This is a genomic window from Rodentibacter caecimuris (genome assembly GCF_001019715.1).
Lineage (GTDB): Bacteria > Pseudomonadota > Gammaproteobacteria > Enterobacterales > Pasteurellaceae > Rodentibacter > Rodentibacter caecimuris.
Map to the genome: position 1 here is coordinate 2,083,709 of NZ_BBXJ01000001.1, position 21,726 is coordinate 2,105,434.

The window sequence follows — 21,726 nt, forward strand, 5'->3', positions numbered from 1 at the left end:
GTCTTTAACCATTCCAAAAATACCGAATAATATGGAAGAAAATAGGGGCAGAGAAACAGACTGAATCCATTCGGTCGAGCATTCCTCCGTGTCCGTTTATCATCTTGCCCCAGTCTTTTACACCGTGATCGCGTTTAATCGCAGACATCACCAAACCGCCTAAGAAACCCATTATGCAGACAATAAAGCCAATTAGCCCTGCTTGCCAATAAGTAAATGGCGTAATTGGCGCCATTAACATAGCTACTACCGTGGCAGAGATAATACCACCGACAGTGCCTGAAATAGTTTTAGAAGGTGAAAGACTCGGCATAATTTTGGGACCGCCAAGCAGTTTTCCCCAAATATATTGCAGTACATCGCTGGACTGCACGGTGGCAATCATAAAAATCACTAGCAATATATTGTTTTCGTTGCTGAAATCGTCCAAATTTAAAAAGAGCAAGGCGGGAACATGAGAAATACAGAAAATACAGATCATTGTCATCCATTGGGTTTTGGCTGTACGGGCGAGGAATTGCTCGGTATTCCCACTGAGACTCCCTATAATCGGTAGCAACAAAAAGCCATAAACAGGAATGAAGATGGAAAACATACCATACCATTGCACTAACACAAGGTAGTATTGGATCGGTAACAATAAATAGAAACATGCCACCATACTGTAATAATCGCAACGTTTACGATAAATCACCGTCATAAATTCACGCAGAGCAATGAAGGAAATTAGAAAAAAGAGAATTGTCGCCCCAATACGCCCGAACAAAAAAGCGATAAATAATACCCCTGTCATCACCCACCACGCATTAATACGGGCGACTAAGTTAGCAACAGTGCTGTTTTCTTCGCCATATTTGCTCATGAGTAGCCGTCCGATAGCACTCGCTATAATCAGCAAACCAAACACTACGATAAAAATAAAAGTCGTTTGCGCCAGCATCACAGTTTCTCCTCTGTTTGGTTTGGATTTAAGGCTAACAAAGCATTCATTGTGCGATCTAGAAAAGCCTGTTTGGGTTCATTTTCAGCTAACCTCAACGGCTCACCAATATAGACATCACACAAAAGCGGAATAGGCAACCATTTGCCTTTTGGCAACACATGACTGATATTATCAATCCAAATCGGAACAAATTCTATATCGGGATTTTGTTGGGCAAGGTGGTAAATACCGGATTTAAACGGCAAAAGCGGCTGATTTTCATCGGTATTTCGCGTACCTTCTGGAAAAATAATCAATGAATGATGCCGTAAAGCTTCACTCATCAATGTGATAGCGGTTTCAGGGCTCTCGCTTTGACGGGCAATCAATACACCATTAAACACTTGTTGAATGATAAAACGGCGTAAACGGTTTTTTTGCCAATACTCAGCGGCGGCAACGGGACGGGTTTCCATTCTCCACGTTTGAGGGAGCGATACCCACACCAACATAAAATCGCCGTGACTACTATGATTGGCATAATAAACTTTTTGTTTCGGGCTGAAGGTAAATTGCTTTTCCGATTGTGGGCGAATACCTGTAACAAAAGAGACAAAATAACATAAACAGCCATCAATAAAACGTGCTAATAAGCGGGAAAAAAATTGCATAATGCCTCCTAAATCAGCCATAACGCCAGTTGTACCAAGGTAGCGAATAACGCCGCATACCACAGACGAATAGTGCCTTTTGCCCGTTGAAAAATATCTCGTTCGGTTGTTTGTTTCACTAAGCCTAACGTCAATAAAGTGCGGTCAAAATCGGCAAAGTTTGTCGTATGCATAAAAATGCGTTGATCAAATTCAAGTCGAATATGTAGATAGAGTAAGCCCATCGCCAATATCACATTCAGCCCGATATGATGTTCTGTTGCGAGACTTATAGCTAATAAAACGGCATTCAATACCGCCAAATAGCGGGCGGTAATAAGAAAATGAGCGGTGGTTTTGGCTGCGGTGTCTGCTAGTTCATTTGTCATTTGGTTTTCTCTTGATACAGTTTATCGGCTTGCAAAATTGTTTGACGAAGTGCATTTGATACGACTATATGTGGACGGGCTTGTTTTACAAGCATAATAGCTTGGTCTAAATCCGCTATTTTCCGGGTGGTAAGTAACCAAGTTAACACTACGGCGACACTGCGTCCGTAGCCCAAGGCACAACACACCAATACCGAGGAATGAGTTTGTTGTAAGCGATCTAATTTTTCTACCGCTTTGCAAAGTTCCTTGGCACTTGGCGATACCAAATCAAGCATTAACGCTTGCTCGTAAGCATCGGGCGGATTTGGGCAAGGTAGTTCGGCGCAACAATCAAGCACCGCTTCAAATTTACCACTAACAATGATCGAACCGACGGAAATATTCTCAAAAATGACCGCACTTTTCGGTTTTCTCCACAACCAATAGGCAATGTTAAGCCGTGCGCCAAGGAGATAAGGAAGTTCCAATGCACAGGTCGCAACAGAAAGTTTACCGTTCGTTTGCTTTTGGAAAATTGCCACTCCCCATCCGTAAGCAAGCACAACCAAACAAAGTGCAACGGCTCCCCATATAAGCCATAACCACCCACCGCCCAAGTATGCCAACAGTACACAAACCATTGCGCCTAAGCCATAATAACGCATTAAACGATGATGGGAGACAGTCCGATTTTGGGAGAAGAGTACAAAAATCGGGGAAATGCCTTGTTCGGGTAACAGCCACAATACCAAAAAGCCGACTAATGCGCCTGTGGGTAAATCTAAAAAATGATGTTGGTAGGTGGTGAGAATTGAAACCGCAATAAGCCCAAACCAAAAGCCTAGCAATAACCGCCATTTCGGGAACATTCGCCAATAAAATGCACCGACAACAATAGTCAGAATAATATGCAAAGAAGGAGCTTGGTTATACGGTTGATCAAAACCGGCCAGAGATTCAAACAAAAATCCGGCTATCCCCGTCGTTTCAGGTTTCTGCCAACTAATTTGGAGCGGAAAAAACAAAAAGCCGAAAACCGCAATGCTTTGAGCAAGTAGCAAACGTGCCACGTAATTACGTAATTGAGCCAAATCTTGGCAGAGGAAAAACACTAAAGCATAAAGCAGATTGAGTGACCAATACGGCACAATTGTCCAGGTAAGAAAAGGAATCCGGTGTTCCCAATCAAACACAATTTCAGGTACATTTTCTCGCTGTGCAGTTAGAAAATTAGTGAAACCATAGCTGGCGTAGAAAATTGCACCTACGCCGAGCAAATAACCCAAACGGGTTTTGAAATTGATCATTTGGTTTTAATCGCAAGACTCACGGTGAAAATGCCGTCTTCATCAATCCATTGATGAATTTTTTGAAAACCCGCTTGCTCCACAAGTTGATCCATTTCTTGCTGACTACGGCGACGCATCACCCAATTTGGGCTACCGTCCTTATGACTGGTTAAACAACGAGCGATTAATTCTAGTTGCGGATGCCATGGTTGCCCCGTATAAATCAAATAACCGCCTTGTTCAATTGCTTCACCAAAACCGTTGAGCGAATGCATAATCAAATCGTTATCGGCAAAAAGTTCGTGTAAACCTGAAACGATACCCAAGGTTGGGCGAGGACTGAGATCTTGATAATTTGTAGGATCAAAGGCATTTACTTCATTAAACGTGGCAATATCTTGCAAGCCCCGTTCAGCAATTAACTGACGCCCGGCCTCCACATTAATCGGGCTGTAATCACGCAAACGCACAGAATCAGGCTGATTTTGTGCGGTTAATGCATCCAGCACGTAACGCCCATGCCCTGAAGCAATATCTAACACGTGAACAGGTTTACCCGCTTCCCGCAATTTTTGCATTGCAAGACTGATCGCTTTGGCAATATTCGCTTTACGTTGGCGAATACCGCGCCAACCAATCGCATTCAGATAATTTTTATCGACCAAACGTCCGAAAGCATTGGAACCTTGCGGCTGATTTTGATAAACATAATCCAATGTGCTCCCTGAATCGTAGCCGGTTTCTTTTCCGATACGTAAACCTTCGCTCCAACGTGCACCAAGTTTCATTAAAGCTCGATAACCAGCCCAAAATAAACCACGGATGGAATAAGGCGATAACGGTGTAGCGAGTACATCAGCCTCTACACGACCTGGGCTAGCGATGTGCGCTTGAGTGCAATCCACTCTTTGCACAGGTTCATCAAAACGGGCACGAATAAAACGACGCATTGGAGTGAAAACCAGATGGTTGTTTTCTTCGCCTAAGGTGTCGTGATAAAACCCATTCATCACATAGCGTTCTTTAATACGGCTGCCTAAATGATTATAGAAATCGTGCTGCGGTTTGTGATGTACCACCCAATCCGCCCCGGAGATAAAAAGCTGAATTGGTGTGGTGATGGCTTGTGCATCTGCCACAACCCTGTCTGCCGCCTCATACAAACCAAGCAAAATACGGGCAGAAATGGCACGGGTAATGAGTGGATCTTGATTAAAACTGTTTTGGCGGGCTTTGTTGTGGGTCAAATAATGGGCTTTCACATAGCTATTTACAAAGAAATTACCACGTAATTTTGACCACAACGCCAAGCCCGTACGGGCAAACGGAACATAAAGTTTTACCTTAAATGCAGGCGATGCCAACACGGCACAACGAATTTTAGGCGCATAATCATGTAACCAAGCGGAAACTAAAACAGCTCCCACGCTTTGAGCAATCACACAAATATTTTCAGGAGCAATCTGATATTCTCGTTCGATATGCTGCATAAATGCCTGAATATCTGACACTGAGGTTGCAAAGCTCGGGCTATCTCCACGCTCACCGGGGCTATTGCCGTGTCCACGGGCATCCCAAGCAAAATAGGCAAAATCATCAAAACCCAACTCATCAGCCACAAACATTATTCGTCCGGAGTGTTCGTGCCCTCGGTGAAATAACACAATCGCTTTATCTTGGCTACCGTTTTTGGCGGGACGGTAACGATAAAACAACTCGGTATTGTCTGCCGTTTTGAAAAATTTTTCTTGTTCTTTCATTGTTTTTTCCTTGTAGAGTGGGCAAAGTTGCCCGCCGATCCCAATATTATCTCAGGCTGGAGGCTGTCTTTATCCAACCATTTTTTACGAAGTAGTCGCTAATCCACGTTTTACTCGGTTATAAGCAGTTAAAATTAAGGCGAGATTTGCAAGCCAAAATAAACTGCTCAAGTAAAGAGGCAGTTCGCCAAAATAAGCGTATGCCAAGCCGAGCGCACCTATCAAAAAAGCACGATCACTTTTCCCCAAAGGCCCATCATAACGCCGCCCATTATTGCCATGAACTTGCCCTAAAACGCCACAAAACTCAGTCATCATTGCTAAGAAAATAAAGCCCATCACGGATTCTGCTGAAAATGGTGTAATAAAGGCAAAAGGTAAATAGAGTGTGGTATCGGCAACAACATCCGTTATTTCATTCAAATAGCCGCCTAAATCAGATTTTTGGTTAAACTCGCGAGCCAACATACCATCAATGGCATTCAATGCCATTCGTAAAAAAAGCCAAATCGGCAATAGATAAAACAAGCCGGAAATAGCAGAGAAGAGGGTGAGAACCATCCCAAAAAAGAGGGAAAGACCACAAGCAAATAAGGTTACTTGATTGGCAGTGATTCCCCATTGCTCAAGACGTTTCACCAATGGGTGTAATAAGTTTTGAAAGGCTGGTTTGAGTTGATAAATACTCATAATCGTCCCCGAAGGAAGAATTTTCAATAATATAACCGAGACATTTAGGAAAGGCAAACAAAGGAATCAAACTGATTTGATAAAAGTTTTAGTGTTACAACAAAAATAAACAGAACCATTGTATGGCTTATTGAAATATGAAGTTTGCACAAGTGCTACATCGTCTAACCACTTTGTGCAAACCGATTGGTATTTAATCTTTTTTCCTTAACCCACTTCTTTGATTCGCAATTCTTTAGGTACTTCAAAGAACATATTTTCTTCCAGCCCTTGGAGCTCTTCTAATTCATTTGCACCGAATTGTTTTAAACGGGTAATAATGGATTGCACCAATTCTTCTGGTGCAGAAGCGCCCGCAGTAATCCCAATAGTTTGTACCTTATCAAACCAACCTGCTTGAATATCAGCGGGATCATCAAGGAGCTGAGATTTCACCCCCATACGGGAGGCTAATTCTGCCAAGCGATTAGAATTTGAGGAATTTTTCGATCCTACCACCAAAACCAGATCCGATAATTTTGCCAACTCACGCACGGCTTCTTGGCGGTTTGTGGTGGCATAGCAAATATCATTTTTGTGCGGGCCTTGGATTGACGGATATTTTTCTTTTAATGCATGAATCGTTTCAGCCGTATCATCTAAAGACAGGGTGGTTTGGGTCATAAATGTCAATTCATCGCTTTCTTGCACAGGTAAACGGGCTATATCCTCCACACTTTCAATCAGATAAATACCGCCTTCACCATTACTGTATTGCCCCATCGTGCCTTCTACTTCAGGATGACCTTTATGTCCGATAAGAATTGCTTTTGTTCCTTTTCTACTTGCTCGAGCCACTTGCATATGTACTTTGGTCACTAACGGGCAAGTGGCGTCAAACACTTTTAATTGGCGATCTTTGGCCTCTTGGCGTACTGCTTGAGAAACACCATGGGCAGAGAAAATCACAATGGCACCGTCCGGCACTTCGCTTAATTCCTCCACAAAAATAGCACCGCGCTCCCGTAGCCCGTTCACCACAAAACGGTTATGCACTACTTCGTGACGTACATAAATCGGAGCGCCGTGAATTTCAAGGGCGAGTTCTACAATACTGATAGCTCGATCAACACCGGCACAAAATCCACGTGGATTGGCTAAAATTATTTTCATTTTTGACCGCTCTTTTCTGTTTGTTTATCTTGTACTTTTTTCTTTTCGCTTTTAAATGCGTCCAGCATAAGCAATCCCGCACCAATACAAATTGCCACATCTGCGATATTAAACACCGGATAATGATAAATATCCCAATAAAAATCGAGGAAATCGACCACAAAACCGTGATAGGTACGATCCACCATATTTGCCAATGCACCGCCAATAATCAGCGCATAGGCGCTATTTTGTAATTTTTGACCTGCTGTGTTTTTCTTCAAAAAATACATCAACATCAAAGAAATACCGATAGCCAATACAATGAAAAAGTATTTTTGCCAACCGTCGTGATCGGCTAAAAAACTGAATGCCGCACCGTAGTTACGCACATAAGTGAGATTAAATACCGGTAAAATATTCACACTTTCGTATAAATCAAATTTTTGTACCACAAGATATTTTGTGAATAAATCAAGCACAAAAACCACCGCACTTAGCCAAAGAAAAGAGAGACCGGATTTTGTTTTAGCCATAAGAAATTCCTAATAAATGAAAAGTGCGGTCAAAATCAACCGCACTTTGAATATGAAAATTTACACTATGCAAAATGGCGAATTTCACCACTACCTGCCACGTTTTCTACACAACGAGGACACAATGCCGGATGTTGCGGATTGATTCCGATTTTATCGGAATAGTGCCAACAACGCGGGCATTTTTCACCGTTGGAACGGGAAACGCTCACGGCAATGCCTTCCAATTCTCCCTCCGCAATATCCGCCGGTTTTTCCGCCAACGGTCTCACTTCCGCTTTGGAGGTAATTAATACAAAACGCAACTCGTTGCCCAATTTTTCAAGCAAGGCACGATATGCATCGTTAGCATAAAGGATAACCTCCGCTTCTAAACCACCACCGATTACTTTGTCATTACGGGCGATTTCTAAGACACGATTCACTTCGGAACGAACTTTAATCAGTTGTTGCCAGTAAGTATCGTCTAATTTTTCGTTTTCGCCTAACCCGAATAAACCGGTGTAAAATTCTTCGGTGAAAACAAACTCAGAACGTGGGTTTTCGCCTTGTGGCAAGTAGCCCCAAATTTCATCCGCGGTAAAGGAAAGAATTGGTGCCATCCAACGAACCAATGCTTCAGCGATATGCCATAATGCCGTTTGACAGCTGCGACGGGCAAGGCTATCCGCTTTGGTGGTGTATTGGCGATCCTTGATAATATCCAAATAGAACGATCCCATTTCTACGGAACAGAAACGCATCAATCGTTGTACCACGGCATGGAATTGATAATTATCGTAAGCCTCTTTAATTTCGTTTTGTGCTTCAAGCGCACAAGCCACCGCCCAGCGGTCAAGACTAATCATTTGTTCCGGTTTTACCGCATCCCGTTTCGGGTCAAAACCGTTTAAATTCGCTAATAAGAAACGTGCCGTGTTGCGAATACGACGATAGCTATCCGCCGCACGTTTTAGAATTTCGTCTGAAACCGTCATTTCACCGGTGTAGTCCGTTGAGGCGACCCATAAACGTAAAATATCACCGCCAAATTTATCCATAACTTCTTGTGGGGTCACGATATTGCCGATCGATTTCGACATTTTGCGACCTTGACCATCCACCGTGAACCCGTGGGTCAATACTTGTTTATAAGGCGCTTGATTATCCGTTGCGGTAGAAAGCATTAATGACGACATAAACCAGCCGCGGTGCTGGTCGGAACCTTCCAAATACATATCAATCGCTTGACCGCTAAATTCGGGACGATTCGCCACCACAGAGGAATAGGTTGATCCGGAATCGAACCACACGTCTAAAGTATCCGGTACTTTACGATAATGTTCTGCATCTGCGCCAAGCAATTCTTTTTCATCCAGATCCCACCATGCTTGAATACCTGATTGTTCGACACGTTTTGCCACTTCTTCCAATAATTCTAAGGTACGTGGATGTAATTCTTCCGTTTCTTTGTGCACAAACATCGTCATCGGCACGCCCCAAGTACGTTGGCGGGAAATACACCAGTCGGGACGATTTTCCACCATTTTTTCGATTCGAGCCTGTCCCCAATCCGGAATCCAACGCACGCCCTTAATTTCGCCTAAAGCGTTGGCACGTAGCCCTTGGGTTTCCATACCAATAAACCATTGTGGTGTGGCACGGAAGATAATTGGGGTTTTATGACGCCAACAGTGCGGATAACTATGCGTAACTTTTTCCACCTTCAGCAAATTACCCGTTTCTTGCAATTTTTCCACCACAAGCGGATTTGCCTCAAATACAGCTTTGCCGGCAAAAAATGTCGTAGTTGAAATAAATTTGCCGTCATTTGCCACAAGGCACGCCATTGGCAAATCATATTTTTGCCCCACAATAAAGTCGTCTAAACCGTGATCCGGAGCTGTGTGAACCAAACCGGTACCGCCATCTGTGGTAACGTGATCACCTAAAATCATCGGCACGGTAAAATCATAGAACGGATGATGGAAACGGCTTAACTCAAGCTCCACGCCTTTCGCCGTCCCTAAAATTTCCACATTTTCAATGCCAACCGCTTTCGCTACGGATTCCACCAGCTCTGTCGCTAAAATGACACGTTCGTCACCAAATTGAACAAGCTGATATTCCAATTCCGGATTAATTGCAATCGCACGGTTTGACGGAATTGTCCAAGGCGTGGTCGTCCAAATTACCGCAGATAGTTTGCCACTGCCTTTCCCTTGCGCATTAAATTTAGCTTCAATTTCATCCGCACTTTCTGCCGGAAAACGAACATAGATAGACGGTGAAACTTTATCTTCGTATTCGACTTCCGCTTCGGCTAAAGAAGAGGCACAGTCTAAGCACCAATGTACCGGTTTCGATCCTTTGTATAAATGCCCGTTTGCAATCACTTTTCCAAGGGTACGAATAATATTGGCTTCCGTCTCAAAATTCATGGTTAAATACGGATTATCCCAATCGCCCAGCACACCTAAACGGATAAAATCTTTTTTCTGCCCTTCCACCTGCTCTGCCGCATATTCACGGCATTTTGCACGAAACTCCGCCGCAGAGATTTTTTCATTCGGTTTTCCCACCAAACCTTCTACTTTTAATTCAATCGGCAAACCGTGACAGTCCCAGCCCGGGATATAAGGGGAATCAAAACCCTGTGCCGTTTTAGATTTAACAATAATATCTTTTAAAATTTTGTTTACCGCATGACCGATATGAATGCTACCGTTTGCATAAGGAGGGCCATCGTGCAAAATAAAGGATTTTTTACCTTTTGCAGCTTTACGAATTTTTTGGTAAAGATTTTTGTCATACCAATTTTGCAACATCACAGGTTCGCGCTTGGCTAAATCACCGCGCATTGGAAAACCTGTTTCCGGTAAATTAAGCGTGTTTTTGTAATCGACTGTCATTTTATTTTCCAATTTTTACTTTTTAAAATTCTTGCTAAAAAACGCTTTTGCGGTTTCAACATCCCGTTTAATTTGTGCTTTTAAATCATCAAAGGAGGGAAATTTTATTTCTTCTCTTATTTTATGGCAAAACTCAACCTCAACCGGTTCACCATAAATTATCTTTGCAAAATCAAATAAGTGCACTTCTAATAATTGAATCACGCCATTAATCGTCGGGCGTTTCCCAATATTGGCGACGCCGTTAAAAATTTCGCCTGATTTTAACCGCACTTTTACTGCATACACGCCTTTAATCGGATTCACTTGGCGATGCAAACGGATATTTGCCGTAGGAAAACCCAATGTTCTGCCTAATTTATTACCGTGAATCACCCGCCCAAAAATACGATAAGGTTTGCCTAACAAACTTTCCGCAAGGGATAAATTGTCTCTTGCTAGGGCTTCCCGAACAGTTGTGCTGCTAATGCGTTGTTCATCCAAACAGAAACTATGATTATCTTCCACAGTAAAACCGAAACGCTCACCCGCTTGTTTTAACATCGCAAAATTTCCTTGCCGGTTTGCACCGAATTGAAAATCATCGCCAATGCTTAAAAATTTTACATGGAGCCGATTCACTAGTGTTTGTTCGATGAATTGTTCTGCCGATTGTTCTGCCAAAGTACGATCAAATTTCGCCACAATAACGACATCGACCTTGGCTTGCCGTAAATAGTGAAGCTTATCACGTAAACGCATCAAACGAGCCGGCGCATTATCGCCCATAAAATATTCACGGGGTTGCGGCTCGAACAATAATACCGCCATGGGTAAATTTAATTCGTCCGCTTTTTCGCGAAGGTGGCGTAATACCGTCTGATGCCCTAAATGCACGCCATCAAAGTTGCCAATTGTCAATGCACAACCTTGTAAAATCCGGCCTGCATTATGCAAGCCACGAATTAATCGCATGTCCTATCCACAAAAATTACAGAATTTCGGTATTATAGCGACAAGTTAGTTTTTTGTCAGCAAATGGTGCTGACGAATACCTAATAAAATCAACATCAAACCATAAACGATCGCGGCTAATCCAATCAACCAAATCAACCAATAAACGCGAATGGTAAAACTCATTGCCGCCCATTCACCAATATCCGGCACGTAGTACCACACTGCCGTGCCCATTGTCAGTGCGGAAAGCAAAACTTTCATAAAAAAGACCGCACTTTGGCGTGAAAAACGGTACACATCCGACTTCGCCAAACCACGATAAAGCAAGTAAGCATTCAGTGTAGCAGACATGGCAGAAGCTATTGCTAACCCGACATAGCTAAATGGAATCGCTAACACATTGAATCCCATATTACTCACCATCGCGATAATGCCGATTTTCACCGGTGTTTTGGTATCTTGGCGGGCATAATAACCGTTGGCTAGAATTTTAATCAACATAAAACTCAGTAAACCGGCATTGAATGCCCATAAGGAATACGAGGCAGCATGCACATCATGTAAGGTAAAACTACCCCGCATAAAAAGCGTCAGCAGCATAGGTTGGGCAAGCACGGCAATACCGACTGCCGCGGGTACGCCAAGTAATAGAATCATGCGTACTCCCCAATCCATCGTGTGACGAAAATCCACTGCACTTTGAGCCGAATTATCCTCACGATTAACGTGATGACGTGCGAGGGTGGGTAAAATTACCGTAGAAATCGCAATGCCGAACAAGCCAAGGGGAAACTCTAACAAACGGTCGGAATAATAAAGCCAACTGATCGAGCCGGTCATTAAAAAACTGGCAATAATCGTATCCAGTAATAAATTGATTTGGCTGACAGACACACCAAACAAAGCGGGAATCATCAATTTGCGAATTTTTACCACACCTTCATCGTGCCACGCCCATTTCGGTTTCACCAACAGTCCAGCTTTTTTCATAAAAGGAATTTGGAATAAAAATTGGAATAAACCGCCAAGAAAAATACCGATGGCTAATGCAAGATCGGGATTATTCATTTGTGGAGCTAAAAAAAGTGCGGTCGCAATCATTGCAATATTTAATAACACCGGTGAGAAAGACATCACACCAAACTTTCCTAACGTATTCAACACCGCACCGGAAAGCGCAACAAAAGTAACAAACCACAAATAAGGAAAGGTAATTTTCAATAGCAAAGAGGCTTGTTCAAACTTATGCGCATCAGGGCCGTTATTCAGCCAATCGGTGAACCAGCCCATGCCAAATAATGCTGCAACGATAGGCGAGCCCACCATCGCCAACAAAGTCACAATACTCACCAAACCGCCTAATGTACCGGACACTTTACCGATAAATTCACGGGTTTTATCCGTATCGCCTGCCTTACGATATTCTGCCAATACGGGAACAAAGGCTTGGGAAAACGCCCCTTCCGCAAATAAACGACGAAGAAAATTCGGAATACGGTTGGCGAATAAAAATACATCAGCCGCCGCCCCTGCACCAATCAGGTGAGCGATCACGACATCACGCACCAACCCTAACACGCGTGATAATAAGGTCATACTGCTGACAATCACACCTGATTTTAAAAGTCGTTTACTCAAAATATTTCTCTCTCGGCTAAAAATTTTGCTTAATTGTATAGAAATTTTGTTTTTACGCTATATTCCACGCAAAAAAACTGATAGAATCCGCCCACATCGTTTGTGTGAGCCCCTATTGAAAGCGCTTGTAAAAATAACGATGCTTACTTTCGGTTGTGTCTCACCGAAACCAACACAAATTTTCCATTGACAAACGTATAAAAAATCGTCATATTGGCGCCCTTTATTTTGTCACACTAATTAACAGAAATTTTAGGAGTTTGACCTTGGCTAATATCAAGTCAGCAAAAAAACGCGCGGTACAATCTGAAAAACGTCGCCAACACAACGCAAGCCAACGCTCTATGATGCGTACTTACATCAAAAAAGTTTATGCTCAAGTAGCAGCAGGTGAGAAAGCAGCAGCTGAAGCAGCATTCGTTGAAATGCAAAAAGTTGTTGACCGTATGGCTTCAAAAGGCTTAATCCACGCTAACAAAGCAGCAAATCACAAATCTAAATTAGCTGCGCAAATCAAAAAATTAGCGTAATTAAAACAGCATAAAAAAAGACCGCACTTTGATGTGCGGTTTTTTATTGTCTAGGGATAACAAACAAAAAAGTGCGATTAAAAATTGAATAGAATTTTCAACCGCAATTTGTTTTTAATTTTCTTGTTGTGAACTCGCCTTTCTCCGCTTCCCAATATTTTTCGTATCCTTGTGACGTAGCTTCACTTTTTTCTTCGCCTCTGTTTTTTTCTTTTCTTCCCGCTTTGTTTTGATACGGGCTTTTTGTTTTTTACTCACTGATTTCACCTCGCCGTCTTTCGGTGGTTTGGTGCGGGGTTCTAAGCCTGCTAAAACACGGGCTTTTAGAATTTCCTCCGTGTAACGCTTAATTTTGCCGAGCAATTTATAATCGTGGGCTTCCACAAAAGATACCGCCGTCCCTTTTTTGCCCGCTCGAGCGGTACGCCCAATACGATGTAGGTAAGTATCCGCACTATATGGCAAGTCAAAATTCATCACATGGCTAACATCATCAATATCAATACCACGAGCCGCTACATCGGTTGCCACTAACACCGTGACCACATCTGATTTCAATTTATCAATGGCATTGTTACGTTGGGTTTGTGCCATTTCACCTTCCAAGTAAGCGGAACGAATACCCCGTTTACGCAAGGTTTCGGAAAGCTCTCGGGCATTTTCACGGCGACGCACAAAAATAATGCCTCGGCTTACTTTTTCTGTTTCAATAAAACGAGCCAATAATTTCACTTTGTGTTCATAACTATCGGCGTGATAATACCATTGATTGATTTTTTTACGTTCACGACGGCTTGGTTCGGCATCCACTTGTACGGGATCATTAAGCAGACGTTCGGCAAAATCGACCAATAATTCACCCTCTAAGGTTGCTGAAAATAATAACGTTTGTTTGCGCCAACGGGTTTCCGCCGCAATTTTTTCCGCATCCTGTCCAAAGCCCATTTGCAACATTCTGTCCGCTTCATCAAAAATTAATATTTCCACTGAACGGCAATCAAAATTTTCTTCTTGAATGTATTGCAATAAACGACCCGGTGTCGCCACCACCAAATCTTGATTGGTATTGAAAACTTCACCATGATTTTGATATGCCACACCGCCGGTGATAGTGGCGATATTTAAATGGGTAAATTGTGCCAATTCCTCCGCTTGTTGCGCCACCTGCATTGCCAACTCACGGGTTGGGGTTAATACAAGAATACGTGGCGGGCCGGGTTTACGGCGTGGATAATCAAGCAGATGTTGCAATGCCGGTAATAAAAAAGCAACGGTTTTGCCTGTGCCGGTTGGTGCTGAGCCTAGCACATCACGCTCTTCCATCGCAGCAGGAATGGCTTCCATTTGGATCGCAGTTGGACGTTTGTAGCCTTTTTTCTCAAGTGCTTTTAAGAGCTCCGAGGAAAGATCAAATTGCTCAAATTGGGGAGAATTCATTATTGTACGGTTCTTTGTTAAAATTGGCGCGAATTATACCTGAAAAGCCTCGAAACGCCTAAAAATAAACAGGAAAGTGCGGTCAATTTAAGCAATATTTATGAGTAGTTTTACCTTTAAACAATTTCACATTAATCAACAACATTGTGCGATGAAAGTAGGCACGGACGGCATTTTGCTGGGTGCGTGGGTGGATGTGAATCATTGTAAAAATATACTTGATATGGGGAGCGGAACGGGCTTGCTGGCATTAATGCTTGCACAACGCACAAAGGAAGATAGTCAAATTTATGCTGTAGAATTAGATCCTGCTGCAGCACAACAAGCACAAGAAAATATTACGCTTTCACCTTGGAAAGCACGTATCAATTTGATTCAGGGAGATGTTCAACATTTTTTATCCGATACGAAAGAAACTTTTGATCTCATTGTTGCCAACCCGCCCTATTTTGAACAAGGCGTGGAATGTAAAAACAAAGAAAGAGAGTTAGCCCGTTATACCAAACAAACTCATTCGGACTGGCTGACGTGGGCGGCTGAATGTTTATCGGAAAAGGGCAAAATCAGTTTTGTGTTACCCTATGAGGCGGCAAAAACGCTCGAAAAACTGACCGCACTTTATTGTGTCAAACAAACGGAAATCATCACAAAAATCGGAAAATCACCGCAAAGAATGTTAATCACTTTTGCCAAACAACCGCAAGAATTAGAGCACAATCAAATCATGATCTACAATGAGAAAAACTGCTATACAGACGAATTTATTGCACTAACAAAGGATTTTTATTTGAAGTTTTAACAAAAAAGCGAACTCTACGGTTCGCCTTTCTGTGAAAAGTGCGGTCAATTTTGCGTTTGTTTTGTCAATTTCGTCCAGTTGTAATAACCATAAAGCGAGTTCAACAAATAGGCACTATACATTAAATACATCGCCGGTGTTTCTGCCCATAACTTAATGGAAAGGATATTAAGGACAATCCATAACAGCCATTGTTCACGATAACGCAAAATCATCAGCAACTGCGCCGCCACCACGATAATGGTTGTTAGACCGTCTAAATCGGTTGAACTTCCGCCTGCCGCTTTCAAGGCTTGCACGAATAAAAGTGTGCCAATACCGATAAAAAGCATAAGGGCAATCCAACCTCGTAGGGTGAGCGATTTTGCCACCACGCTTTCACCGCCATTGTCATTTTGCATATTGTTTTTCCACATAAAATAGCCAATGTACTGTGCAGGCAAATAGACATAAAGCACGGTATTCATTTCCCCTAAGAAATTTTGCCCCCATGCCACATAAAAATAGGTATAAGCATAAATCAAGCCAAAGAAATAGTTACTGATTTTCCCTTTACTCACCAATACTACACATAAAATGCCTGAAATACCGGAAACCATTGCCAGCCAAGAATCCGGCGTTTGCACATATGCCCAAATTTGCGCAATGATAAACACCGCCAGCCAAATAACTTCAAACGGTTTCCAACCGGATAAAAACTCACGTTTAAGACGTTCGGACCAATCCATTTTTTACTCCATAACAATGAAAGAATTCTGCCATTTTCACACCTCACTTTAGCAAAGTAAAGCATAGAGTCTTGGTAATCATAGCAATTGTGATTAAGCTCACGGTTTTCATTGCTTTCCCTTTTAATCGGGCTACAATAGCCGCCCGAATTTTAATGAATAAAAAAATAGAGAGTTGTATGACACCTTTTGCCCTTGGTCAGCGTTGGTTAAGCGGAAGTGAGAATAATCTTGGATTAGGCATTGTTACCGCTTTTGATGTCCGCACCGTGACGTTACATTTTCCTGCCTCTGACGAAACGCGTATTTATTCTATCGCTCAAGCCCCTCTCACCCGCATTCAATTTAACAAAGGTGAAACCTTAAATCATAAAGACGGTTGGCAAGGCAAGATTGTGGATATTCAAAGCATGAACGGCTTGAATTTTTATTTGGTAGAAAATCCGCAAGGTGAACAAGTGATCGTTCAAGAAAGTGATATTTCACCGCTTATTTCCTTTAGTTCGGCGAAAGATCGCCTCTTTTCCGCACAGTTAGATCGTAGCCATCATTTTGCGTTGCGTTATCGTACACTCAAGCACCAACAAGCCCAATTTCAATCGCCATTACGTGGTTTACGCGGTATTCGTGCAGGTTTAATTCCCCACCAGTTGCATATTGCCGCTGAAGTTGGTAACCGTGTGAATCCGCGCGTATTGCTCGCCGATGAAGTGGGCTTAGGTAAAACCATTGAAGCCGGCATGATTTTGCAAAATCAACTTTTTGCAGAAAAAGTACAGCGTGTCTTGATTGTGGTTCCAGAAACCTTGCAACATCAATGGCTGGTTGAGATGTTACGCCGATTTAATTTACACTTTTCACTATTTGATGAAGAACGCTGTGAGGATTTTGCGATCAGTGGCGAGAATCCTTTTAGCTCGGAATCTCTAATTATTTGTGCATTAGATTGGCTGGTTAATTCTCCGAAACGTACGGAACAAATCTTGGCAGCCGGTTTTGACTGCTTAATTGTGGATGAAGCCCATCATTTGGTTTGGACTGAAAACGCCCCAAGTCAGGCTTATTTGTCTATTGAACAATTGGCAAACGGCATTCCTTCCGTTTTACTGCTGACTGCCACTCCCGAACAATTAGGGCAAGAAAGCCATTTTGCCCGATTGCGATTACTCGATCCAGAACGCTTTTTTGACTATGCTACTTTTCAAAAAGAGCAACAAAATTACCAACCGGTGGCGCAAGCGGTGCAATCTTTACTGGAAGATAAACCACTAAGTGCGGTCGAAAAAAATCATATTTCTCAATTGCTGGGAGAACAAAATACGGCGCAACTTTTTCAAGACATTAATAATTCTAATGAAGAAGAACAATCAGCACGCCAAACCTTAATCCAAAATTTGATTGATCGTCATGGCACAAGCCGTGTGCTATTCCGCAATACCCGCCAAGGCGTGAAAGGTTTCCCTCAGCGTATTTATCACCCGATCAGGTTACCCCTTGAAAATATCGCTCAATTGGAAGAGGTGAAAGCACAATGGTTGTTAGATTTTGTAAAAACACAACGTGATAAAAAAATCTTTGTGATTTGCCAACATGCGCAAACGGCGATTCACCTTGAACAGCATTTACGGGAGAAAGAAGGGATTCGTGCCGCAGTTTTCCACGAAAAAATGTCTATTATTGAACGCGATCGTGCCGCCGCCTATTTTGCCGATATGGAAAATGGCGCACAGGTATTACTCAGTTCAGGTATTGGCTCTGAGGGGAGAAATTTTCAGTTTGCAGACACCTTAGTATTATTTGATTTGCCACAAAACCCCGATTTACTTGAACAATGTATCGGGCGTTTAGACCGTATCGGTCAGCAAAATGATGTGCAAATTTATGTGCCTTGTGTGGAAAAATCCGCCGATGATGCATTAGCACGCTGGTATCACGAAGGATTAAATGGCTTTGAACAAACCACGCCAATGGGCATGACATTATTTGAACAGTTCGCCGAAGCACTACAAAAGGTGCGGTCAAATTCAACCGCACTTTCAGACTTAAATATTCTCATTGCAGACACCAAACAAGCACGCGAAAAACTCAAAATCGCATTGGAACAAGGGCGTGATCGCCTATTAGAACTGAACTCCAACGGCGGAGAACAAGCAAAGCAGTTAGCCCATGCTATCGCCGCACAAGATAACGAGGTGGAATTAGTCAATTTTGCCCTGAATTTATTTGATATTATCGGGGTAGAACAAGAGGATCTTGGCGAAAACAGCATTGTGATCACCCCTACCGGTACAATGCTTGTGCCGGATTTCCCGGGCTTAAAAGAAGAAGGCGTGACGGTAACCTTTGATCGCAATCTTGCCCTTGCCCGTGAAGAATTGGAATTTTTAACCTGGGATCATCCAATGATTCGCCAAGGTATTGATCTTATCGCCTCCGGTGATATCGGAAAAGCGGCAATGGCGTTCCTGATTAACAAACAGTTACCAGCCGGTACACTTTTGTTAGAATTAATTTATGTGGTGGAATCACAATCGCCGAAAGGATTGCAGCTCAACCGTTTCCTACCGCCTACGCCGATCCGATTATTGCTTGATAACAAAGGCAATAATATTGCCGAACAGGTTGAATTTGAAAACCTACACAGCAAATTGAAACCGCTTGGTAAAAATGTGGCGAATAAAATGATTAAAATGGTACGCCCGACATTGGAACAATTATTTGCTCTTGGCGAAAAGAAAATTCAACCGCTTGCCCAAACTTATATTAGCCAAGCCCAAAAATTGGCGGAGCAAATGTTGAGTGTGGAAATTGATCGATTACAAGTCTTACAAAAGGTAAATAAAAATATTCGCCAAAGTGAAATTGAGATTTTAACGGCACAGCGTGATCAATCGTTAGAAGCATTGGCAAAAGCAACCTGGCGATTGGATAGTTTAAGAGTTATCGTCACCAATAAGGAATAATGATGGCACTAATTGAATATCATCCCCCAATGGAACCTTATTTAGATATTGTTTATCAAGATAACTATATTTGCGTGGTGAATAAACCGAGCGGGCTGCTTTCCGTACCGGGCAACCAACCGCAATATTACGACAGTGCGATGAGCCGAGTGAAGGAAAAATTTGGTTTCTGCGAACCGGCACACCGTCTTGATATGGCAACCAGCGGCATTATTTTGTTTGCGTTAAGCAAAGCGGCGGATAAAGAACTCAAACGCCAATTCCGCGAGCGAGAACCGAAAAAACATTATCAAGCCTTAGTATGGGGACGTCTTGCACAAGACTGTGGCGAGGTTAATTTGCCGATGATTTGTGATTGGGAGAACCGCCCACGCCAACGTTTAGATTTTGTCCTTGGCAAAAGAGCGGTCACAAAATTTGAGGTTTTAGCACGTTTACCCAATAACAGCAGTCGGGTAAAACTGACACCGATTACCGGCCGTTCCCACCAATTACGCCTGCATATGCTGGCATTAGGCCACCCGATTTTAGGGGATAAATTCTATGCGCATCCACAAGCAAAAAGTATGTCGCCACGCCTCTGCCTTCACGCAGAAAGCCTAAGCATCACTCACCCCATCAGCGGTGAACCCATGACTTTTTGTGCAAAAGTCGATTTTTAACGAAAAACAGCCTCCCCAAAAACATGGGGAGGATAGCGCTCATCTAATCTTCTTTTCCTAAAATCTGATTGACTTCGCTTTTATATAGTACCGCTTTCGCCCCAAAAACGGCTTGAATCCCTCCGCCGACTTCCAACACATCAATCGCGCCAAGGGATTTTAATCGTGCTTTATCGACTAATTTCACATCTTTAACCGATACCCGTAAACGGGTAATGCAGGCATCTACATTTTCAATATTTTCCGCCCCACCAAGACCCGCAATAACATAGTGGGCATTTTCGGTGAGAGAAGTCGTTTGTAATTCCGCACTTTCTTCAGTGTCTTCCGCTCTTCCCGGTGTCATGACATTGAATCGGGTAATTAGGAAGCGAAATGAGAAATAATAGAGTAACGCCCAAGGCCCCCCCACTAAAACCACACGAATCCAATGCGTATTCTCATTGCCTTGTAAAATACCGAAGAGTAAAAAATCAATCAGTCCGCCGGAGAAAGTATTCCCAATGGAAATATTGAGTAAGTCGGCAATATAAAAAGAAACACCGTCCAAAAATGCATGAAATACATAAAGCCAAGGTGCAACGAATAAGAACATAAACTCGATAGGTTCAGTAATGCCGGTGATAAATGAGGTTAACGCCGCGCCTAAAAACAATCCGCCAATTTTTGCCCGACGGGATTTTGGCACGCAATGATACATCGCTAAGCAAGCAGCCGGCAAACCAAACATCATGGTATCAAAACGACCGGCAAAAAAACGCGTACCTTCGGTGAATAAACCTTGATGGTTAGGATCGGCTAATTGAGCAAAGAAAATTTTTTGTGCTCCAATGATGGTTTCTCCATTTACGATTTCCGTCCCGCCTAATTCGGTGTACCAAAATAGCGGATAGATCATATGGTGTAATCCCACTGCGCCACTTAACCGCATAAGAAAACCGTAGAAAAATGTTCCGATCTCGCCCATTGAAGCGATACCTTCACCGGCAGAGACTAACCAGCCTTGAAAGGTCGGCCAAATTAAAAAGAAAACTGCGCCGATAAAAATCGCTGCAAATGCCGTAACGATCGGCACAAATCGAGAGCCGCCAAAAAAGCCCAAGATTTGCGGTAATTGGATATTATGGTAACGATTATGTAGTTTTACTGTTACCAAGCCCATAACTAATGATCCGATCACACCGGTATCAATACTTTTTACCTCAGGAGAAAAGAGAGGAATTAAAGCAGAAATCGTCCCGCTCATAATTAAATAACCGACTACTGCTGCAAGTGCGGCAACGCCTTTATCCCGTTTTGCCAGACCAATACCTAAACCGATACAAAGAAACAATGCCAAATTCGCAAATACGACCGAACCCGCAGAAGACATAATTTGGAAAATACCTTGCAGCAACGAATTATCCAGTACCGGATAGGCTTGCAGTGTGGCTTTATTGGATAGTGCGCCGCCAATACCCAGTAATAGACCGGCGGCGGGTAAAATAGCAATCGGCAACATAAAGGCTTTGCCGATTTGTTGTAGTTGTTTAAACATAGGCTCCTCACATTAAGTTAAAATTTGCGATTTCTATTATAAAGCTTGTTAATGATCCCATGAACATATATTGCATTACCAGTTCCAAAAATTTGACTGTTCTCTCGCTTGCTCATAAACATCGAAACCCAACGTTTCGTATTTTCATTCGCTTCCCTTAAGTAGTTTGGATTCGCATAGTCAAGATTTCCATCAACGATAGATTTTTCTCAGTTAGATCTATTTCTTAGATGTTCAATTACACCTTCCTTTACTT

Annotated in this window: 18 protein-coding genes; 4 read left to right on the plus strand and 14 right to left on the minus strand. The window is 42.6% G+C overall.

Annotated features, from left to right (window positions below; translation table 11 throughout):
- Window positions 1-4 precede the first annotated feature (4 nt).
- The 11 genes from PNEUHYL_RS10390 to murJ all read right to left on the minus strand — a co-directional run bounded on the left by PNEUHYL_RS10390 (window position 5) and on the right by murJ (window position 12,814).
- Window positions 5-940: a phosphatidate cytidylyltransferase gene (locus tag PNEUHYL_RS10390; protein ID WP_059367974.1), complete on the minus strand. Its 936-nt coding sequence runs from the start codon at window positions 938-940 to the stop codon at window positions 5-7.
- On the minus strand, window positions 940-1,593 hold the full coding sequence (locus PNEUHYL_RS10395; protein WP_059367977.1) for a lysophospholipid acyltransferase family protein: 654 nt from the start codon (window positions 1,591-1,593) through the stop codon (window positions 940-942). The genes PNEUHYL_RS10390 and PNEUHYL_RS10395 overlap by 1 nt, the downstream gene beginning before the upstream one ends.
- Before the next feature lie 8 nt (window positions 1,594-1,601).
- Window positions 1,602-1,961 carry a hypothetical protein gene (locus tag PNEUHYL_RS10400; protein ID WP_059367982.1) on the minus strand — a complete coding sequence of 120 codons (360 nt, stop codon included), beginning with the start codon at window positions 1,959-1,961 and terminating at the stop codon, window positions 1,602-1,604.
- Window positions 1,958-3,250 carry a phosphatase PAP2/dual specificity phosphatase family protein gene (locus PNEUHYL_RS10405; RefSeq protein WP_059367987.1) on the minus strand — a complete coding sequence of 431 codons (1,293 nt, stop codon included), beginning with the start codon at window positions 3,248-3,250 and terminating at the stop codon, window positions 1,958-1,960. The genes PNEUHYL_RS10400 and PNEUHYL_RS10405 overlap by 4 nt, the downstream gene beginning before the upstream one ends.
- Entirely contained in the window at window positions 3,247-4,992 is a 1,746-nt protein-coding gene (locus tag PNEUHYL_RS10410; protein WP_059367990.1) for a bifunctional alpha/beta hydrolase/class I SAM-dependent methyltransferase, read from the minus strand. Before PNEUHYL_RS10410 ends, PNEUHYL_RS10405 begins: the two co-directional genes overlap by 4 nt.
- Window positions 4,993-5,076: 84 nt before the next feature.
- Window positions 5,077-5,682 carry a CDP-alcohol phosphatidyltransferase family protein gene (locus PNEUHYL_RS10415; RefSeq protein WP_059367991.1) on the minus strand — a complete coding sequence of 202 codons (606 nt, stop codon included), beginning with the start codon at window positions 5,680-5,682 and terminating at the stop codon, window positions 5,077-5,079.
- A 207-nt stretch (window positions 5,683-5,889) separates the two neighbouring features.
- Window positions 5,890-6,834, minus strand: a complete 945-nt coding sequence (gene ispH / locus PNEUHYL_RS10420; RefSeq protein WP_059367993.1) for a 4-hydroxy-3-methylbut-2-enyl diphosphate reductase — start codon at window positions 6,832-6,834, stop codon at window positions 5,890-5,892.
- Entirely contained in the window at window positions 6,831-7,349 is a 519-nt protein-coding gene (gene lspA / locus PNEUHYL_RS10425) for a signal peptidase II (protein ID WP_059367995.1), read from the minus strand. Before lspA ends, ispH begins: the two co-directional genes overlap by 4 nt.
- Before the next feature lie 65 nt (window positions 7,350-7,414).
- Window positions 7,415-10,240: an isoleucine--tRNA ligase gene (ileS, locus tag PNEUHYL_RS10430; protein WP_059367997.1), complete on the minus strand. Its 2,826-nt coding sequence runs from the start codon at window positions 10,238-10,240 to the stop codon at window positions 7,415-7,417.
- Between the two features lie 15 nt (window positions 10,241-10,255).
- Entirely contained in the window at window positions 10,256-11,194 is a 939-nt protein-coding gene (gene ribF, locus PNEUHYL_RS10435; protein ID WP_059367999.1) for a bifunctional riboflavin kinase/FAD synthetase, read from the minus strand.
- Between the two features lie 45 nt (window positions 11,195-11,239).
- Window positions 11,240-12,814 carry a murein biosynthesis integral membrane protein MurJ gene (gene murJ / locus PNEUHYL_RS10440; protein ID WP_059368001.1) on the minus strand — a complete coding sequence of 525 codons (1,575 nt, stop codon included), beginning with the start codon at window positions 12,812-12,814 and terminating at the stop codon, window positions 11,240-11,242.
- A gap of 266 nt (window positions 12,815-13,080) precedes the next feature.
- On the opposite strand from murJ, the gene rpsT reads away from it, so the two are divergent.
- The gene (gene rpsT / locus PNEUHYL_RS10445; protein ID WP_005548279.1) at window positions 13,081-13,344 is read left to right on the plus strand and encodes a 30S ribosomal protein S20; all 264 of its coding nucleotides are present in this window, start codon (window positions 13,081-13,083) and stop codon (window positions 13,342-13,344) included.
- Window positions 13,345-13,458: 114 nt separating this feature from the next.
- Here rpsT and srmB read toward each other — a convergent pair whose 3' ends face one another.
- Window positions 13,459-14,781 carry an ATP-dependent RNA helicase SrmB gene (gene srmB / locus PNEUHYL_RS10450; protein WP_059368003.1) on the minus strand — a complete coding sequence of 441 codons (1,323 nt, stop codon included), beginning with the start codon at window positions 14,779-14,781 and terminating at the stop codon, window positions 13,459-13,461.
- A gap of 100 nt (window positions 14,782-14,881) precedes the next feature.
- Here srmB and PNEUHYL_RS10455 point away from each other — a divergent pair, with 100 nt between their 5' ends.
- A complete protein-coding gene (locus PNEUHYL_RS10455) occupies window positions 14,882-15,580 on the plus strand; it encodes a tRNA1(Val) (adenine(37)-N6)-methyltransferase (protein ID WP_059368004.1) in 699 nt (232 codons plus the stop codon).
- A 44-nt stretch (window positions 15,581-15,624) separates the two neighbouring features.
- On the opposite strand, the gene pnuC is transcribed toward PNEUHYL_RS10455, so the two are convergent.
- Window positions 15,625-16,308, minus strand: a complete 684-nt coding sequence (gene pnuC / locus PNEUHYL_RS10460) for a nicotinamide riboside transporter PnuC (RefSeq protein WP_059368005.1) — start codon at window positions 16,306-16,308, stop codon at window positions 15,625-15,627.
- Between the two features lie 179 nt (window positions 16,309-16,487).
- On the opposite strand from pnuC, the gene rapA reads away from it, so the two are divergent.
- Both rapA and rluA read left to right on the plus strand, forming a co-directional pair.
- Window positions 16,488-19,271 (plus strand): RNA polymerase-associated protein RapA, encoded by a 2,784-nt coding sequence (rapA, locus tag PNEUHYL_RS10465; protein WP_059368007.1) that lies wholly within the window; start codon window positions 16,488-16,490, stop codon window positions 19,269-19,271.
- 2 nt (window positions 19,272-19,273) lie between these two features.
- Window positions 19,274-19,933: a bifunctional tRNA pseudouridine(32) synthase/23S rRNA pseudouridine(746) synthase RluA gene (gene rluA, locus PNEUHYL_RS10470; protein ID WP_059368009.1), complete on the plus strand. Its 660-nt coding sequence runs from the start codon at window positions 19,274-19,276 to the stop codon at window positions 19,931-19,933.
- Window positions 19,934-19,976: 43 nt separating this feature from the next.
- Here rluA and PNEUHYL_RS10475 read toward each other — a convergent pair whose 3' ends face one another.
- Window positions 19,977-21,470, minus strand: a complete 1,494-nt coding sequence (locus tag PNEUHYL_RS10475; RefSeq protein WP_059368010.1) for a PTS transporter subunit EIIC — start codon at window positions 21,468-21,470, stop codon at window positions 19,977-19,979.
- Window positions 21,471-21,726 lie beyond the last annotated feature (256 nt).

What these genes read in the sequence shown, in the direction of transcription:
- PNEUHYL_RS10390 (WP_059367974.1), bottom strand. Translation starts at nt 940, where the DNA reads ATGCTGGCGCAAACGACTTTTATTTTTATCGTAGTGTTTGGTTTGCTG.
- PNEUHYL_RS10395 (WP_059367977.1), bottom strand. Translation starts at nt 1,593, where the DNA reads ATGCAATTTTTTTCCCGCTTATTAGCACGTTTTATTGATGGCTGTTTA.
- PNEUHYL_RS10400 (WP_059367982.1), bottom strand. Translation starts at nt 1,961, where the DNA reads ATGACAAATGAACTAGCAGACACCGCAGCCAAAACCACCGCTCATTTT.
- PNEUHYL_RS10405 (WP_059367987.1), bottom strand. Translation starts at nt 3,250, where the DNA reads ATGATCAATTTCAAAACCCGTTTGGGTTATTTGCTCGGCGTAGGTGCA.
- PNEUHYL_RS10410 (WP_059367990.1), bottom strand. Translation starts at nt 4,992, where the DNA reads ATGAAAGAACAAGAAAAATTTTTCAAAACGGCAGACAATACCGAGTTG.
- PNEUHYL_RS10415 (WP_059367991.1), bottom strand. Translation starts at nt 5,682, where the DNA reads ATGAGTATTTATCAACTCAAACCAGCCTTTCAAAACTTATTACACCCA.
- ispH (WP_059367993.1), bottom strand. Translation starts at nt 6,834, where the DNA reads ATGAAAATAATTTTAGCCAATCCACGTGGATTTTGTGCCGGTGTTGAT.
- lspA (WP_059367995.1), bottom strand. Translation starts at nt 7,349, where the DNA reads ATGGCTAAAACAAAATCCGGTCTCTCTTTTCTTTGGCTAAGTGCGGTG.
- ileS (WP_059367997.1), bottom strand. Translation starts at nt 10,240, where the DNA reads ATGACAGTCGATTACAAAAACACGCTTAATTTACCGGAAACAGGTTTT.
- ribF (WP_059367999.1), bottom strand. Translation starts at nt 11,194, where the DNA reads ATGCGATTAATTCGTGGCTTGCATAATGCAGGCCGGATTTTACAAGGT.
- srmB (WP_059368003.1), bottom strand. Translation starts at nt 14,781, where the DNA reads ATGAATTCTCCCCAATTTGAGCAATTTGATCTTTCCTCGGAGCTCTTA.
- PNEUHYL_RS10455 (WP_059368004.1), top strand. Translation starts at nt 14,882, where the DNA reads ATGAGTAGTTTTACCTTTAAACAATTTCACATTAATCAACAACATTGT.
- pnuC (WP_059368005.1), bottom strand. Translation starts at nt 16,308, where the DNA reads ATGGATTGGTCCGAACGTCTTAAACGTGAGTTTTTATCCGGTTGGAAA.
- rapA (WP_059368007.1), top strand. Translation starts at nt 16,488, where the DNA reads ATGACACCTTTTGCCCTTGGTCAGCGTTGGTTAAGCGGAAGTGAGAAT.
- rluA (WP_059368009.1), top strand. Translation starts at nt 19,274, where the DNA reads ATGGCACTAATTGAATATCATCCCCCAATGGAACCTTATTTAGATATT.
- PNEUHYL_RS10475 (WP_059368010.1), bottom strand. Translation starts at nt 21,470, where the DNA reads ATGTTTAAACAACTACAACAAATCGGCAAAGCCTTTATGTTGCCGATT.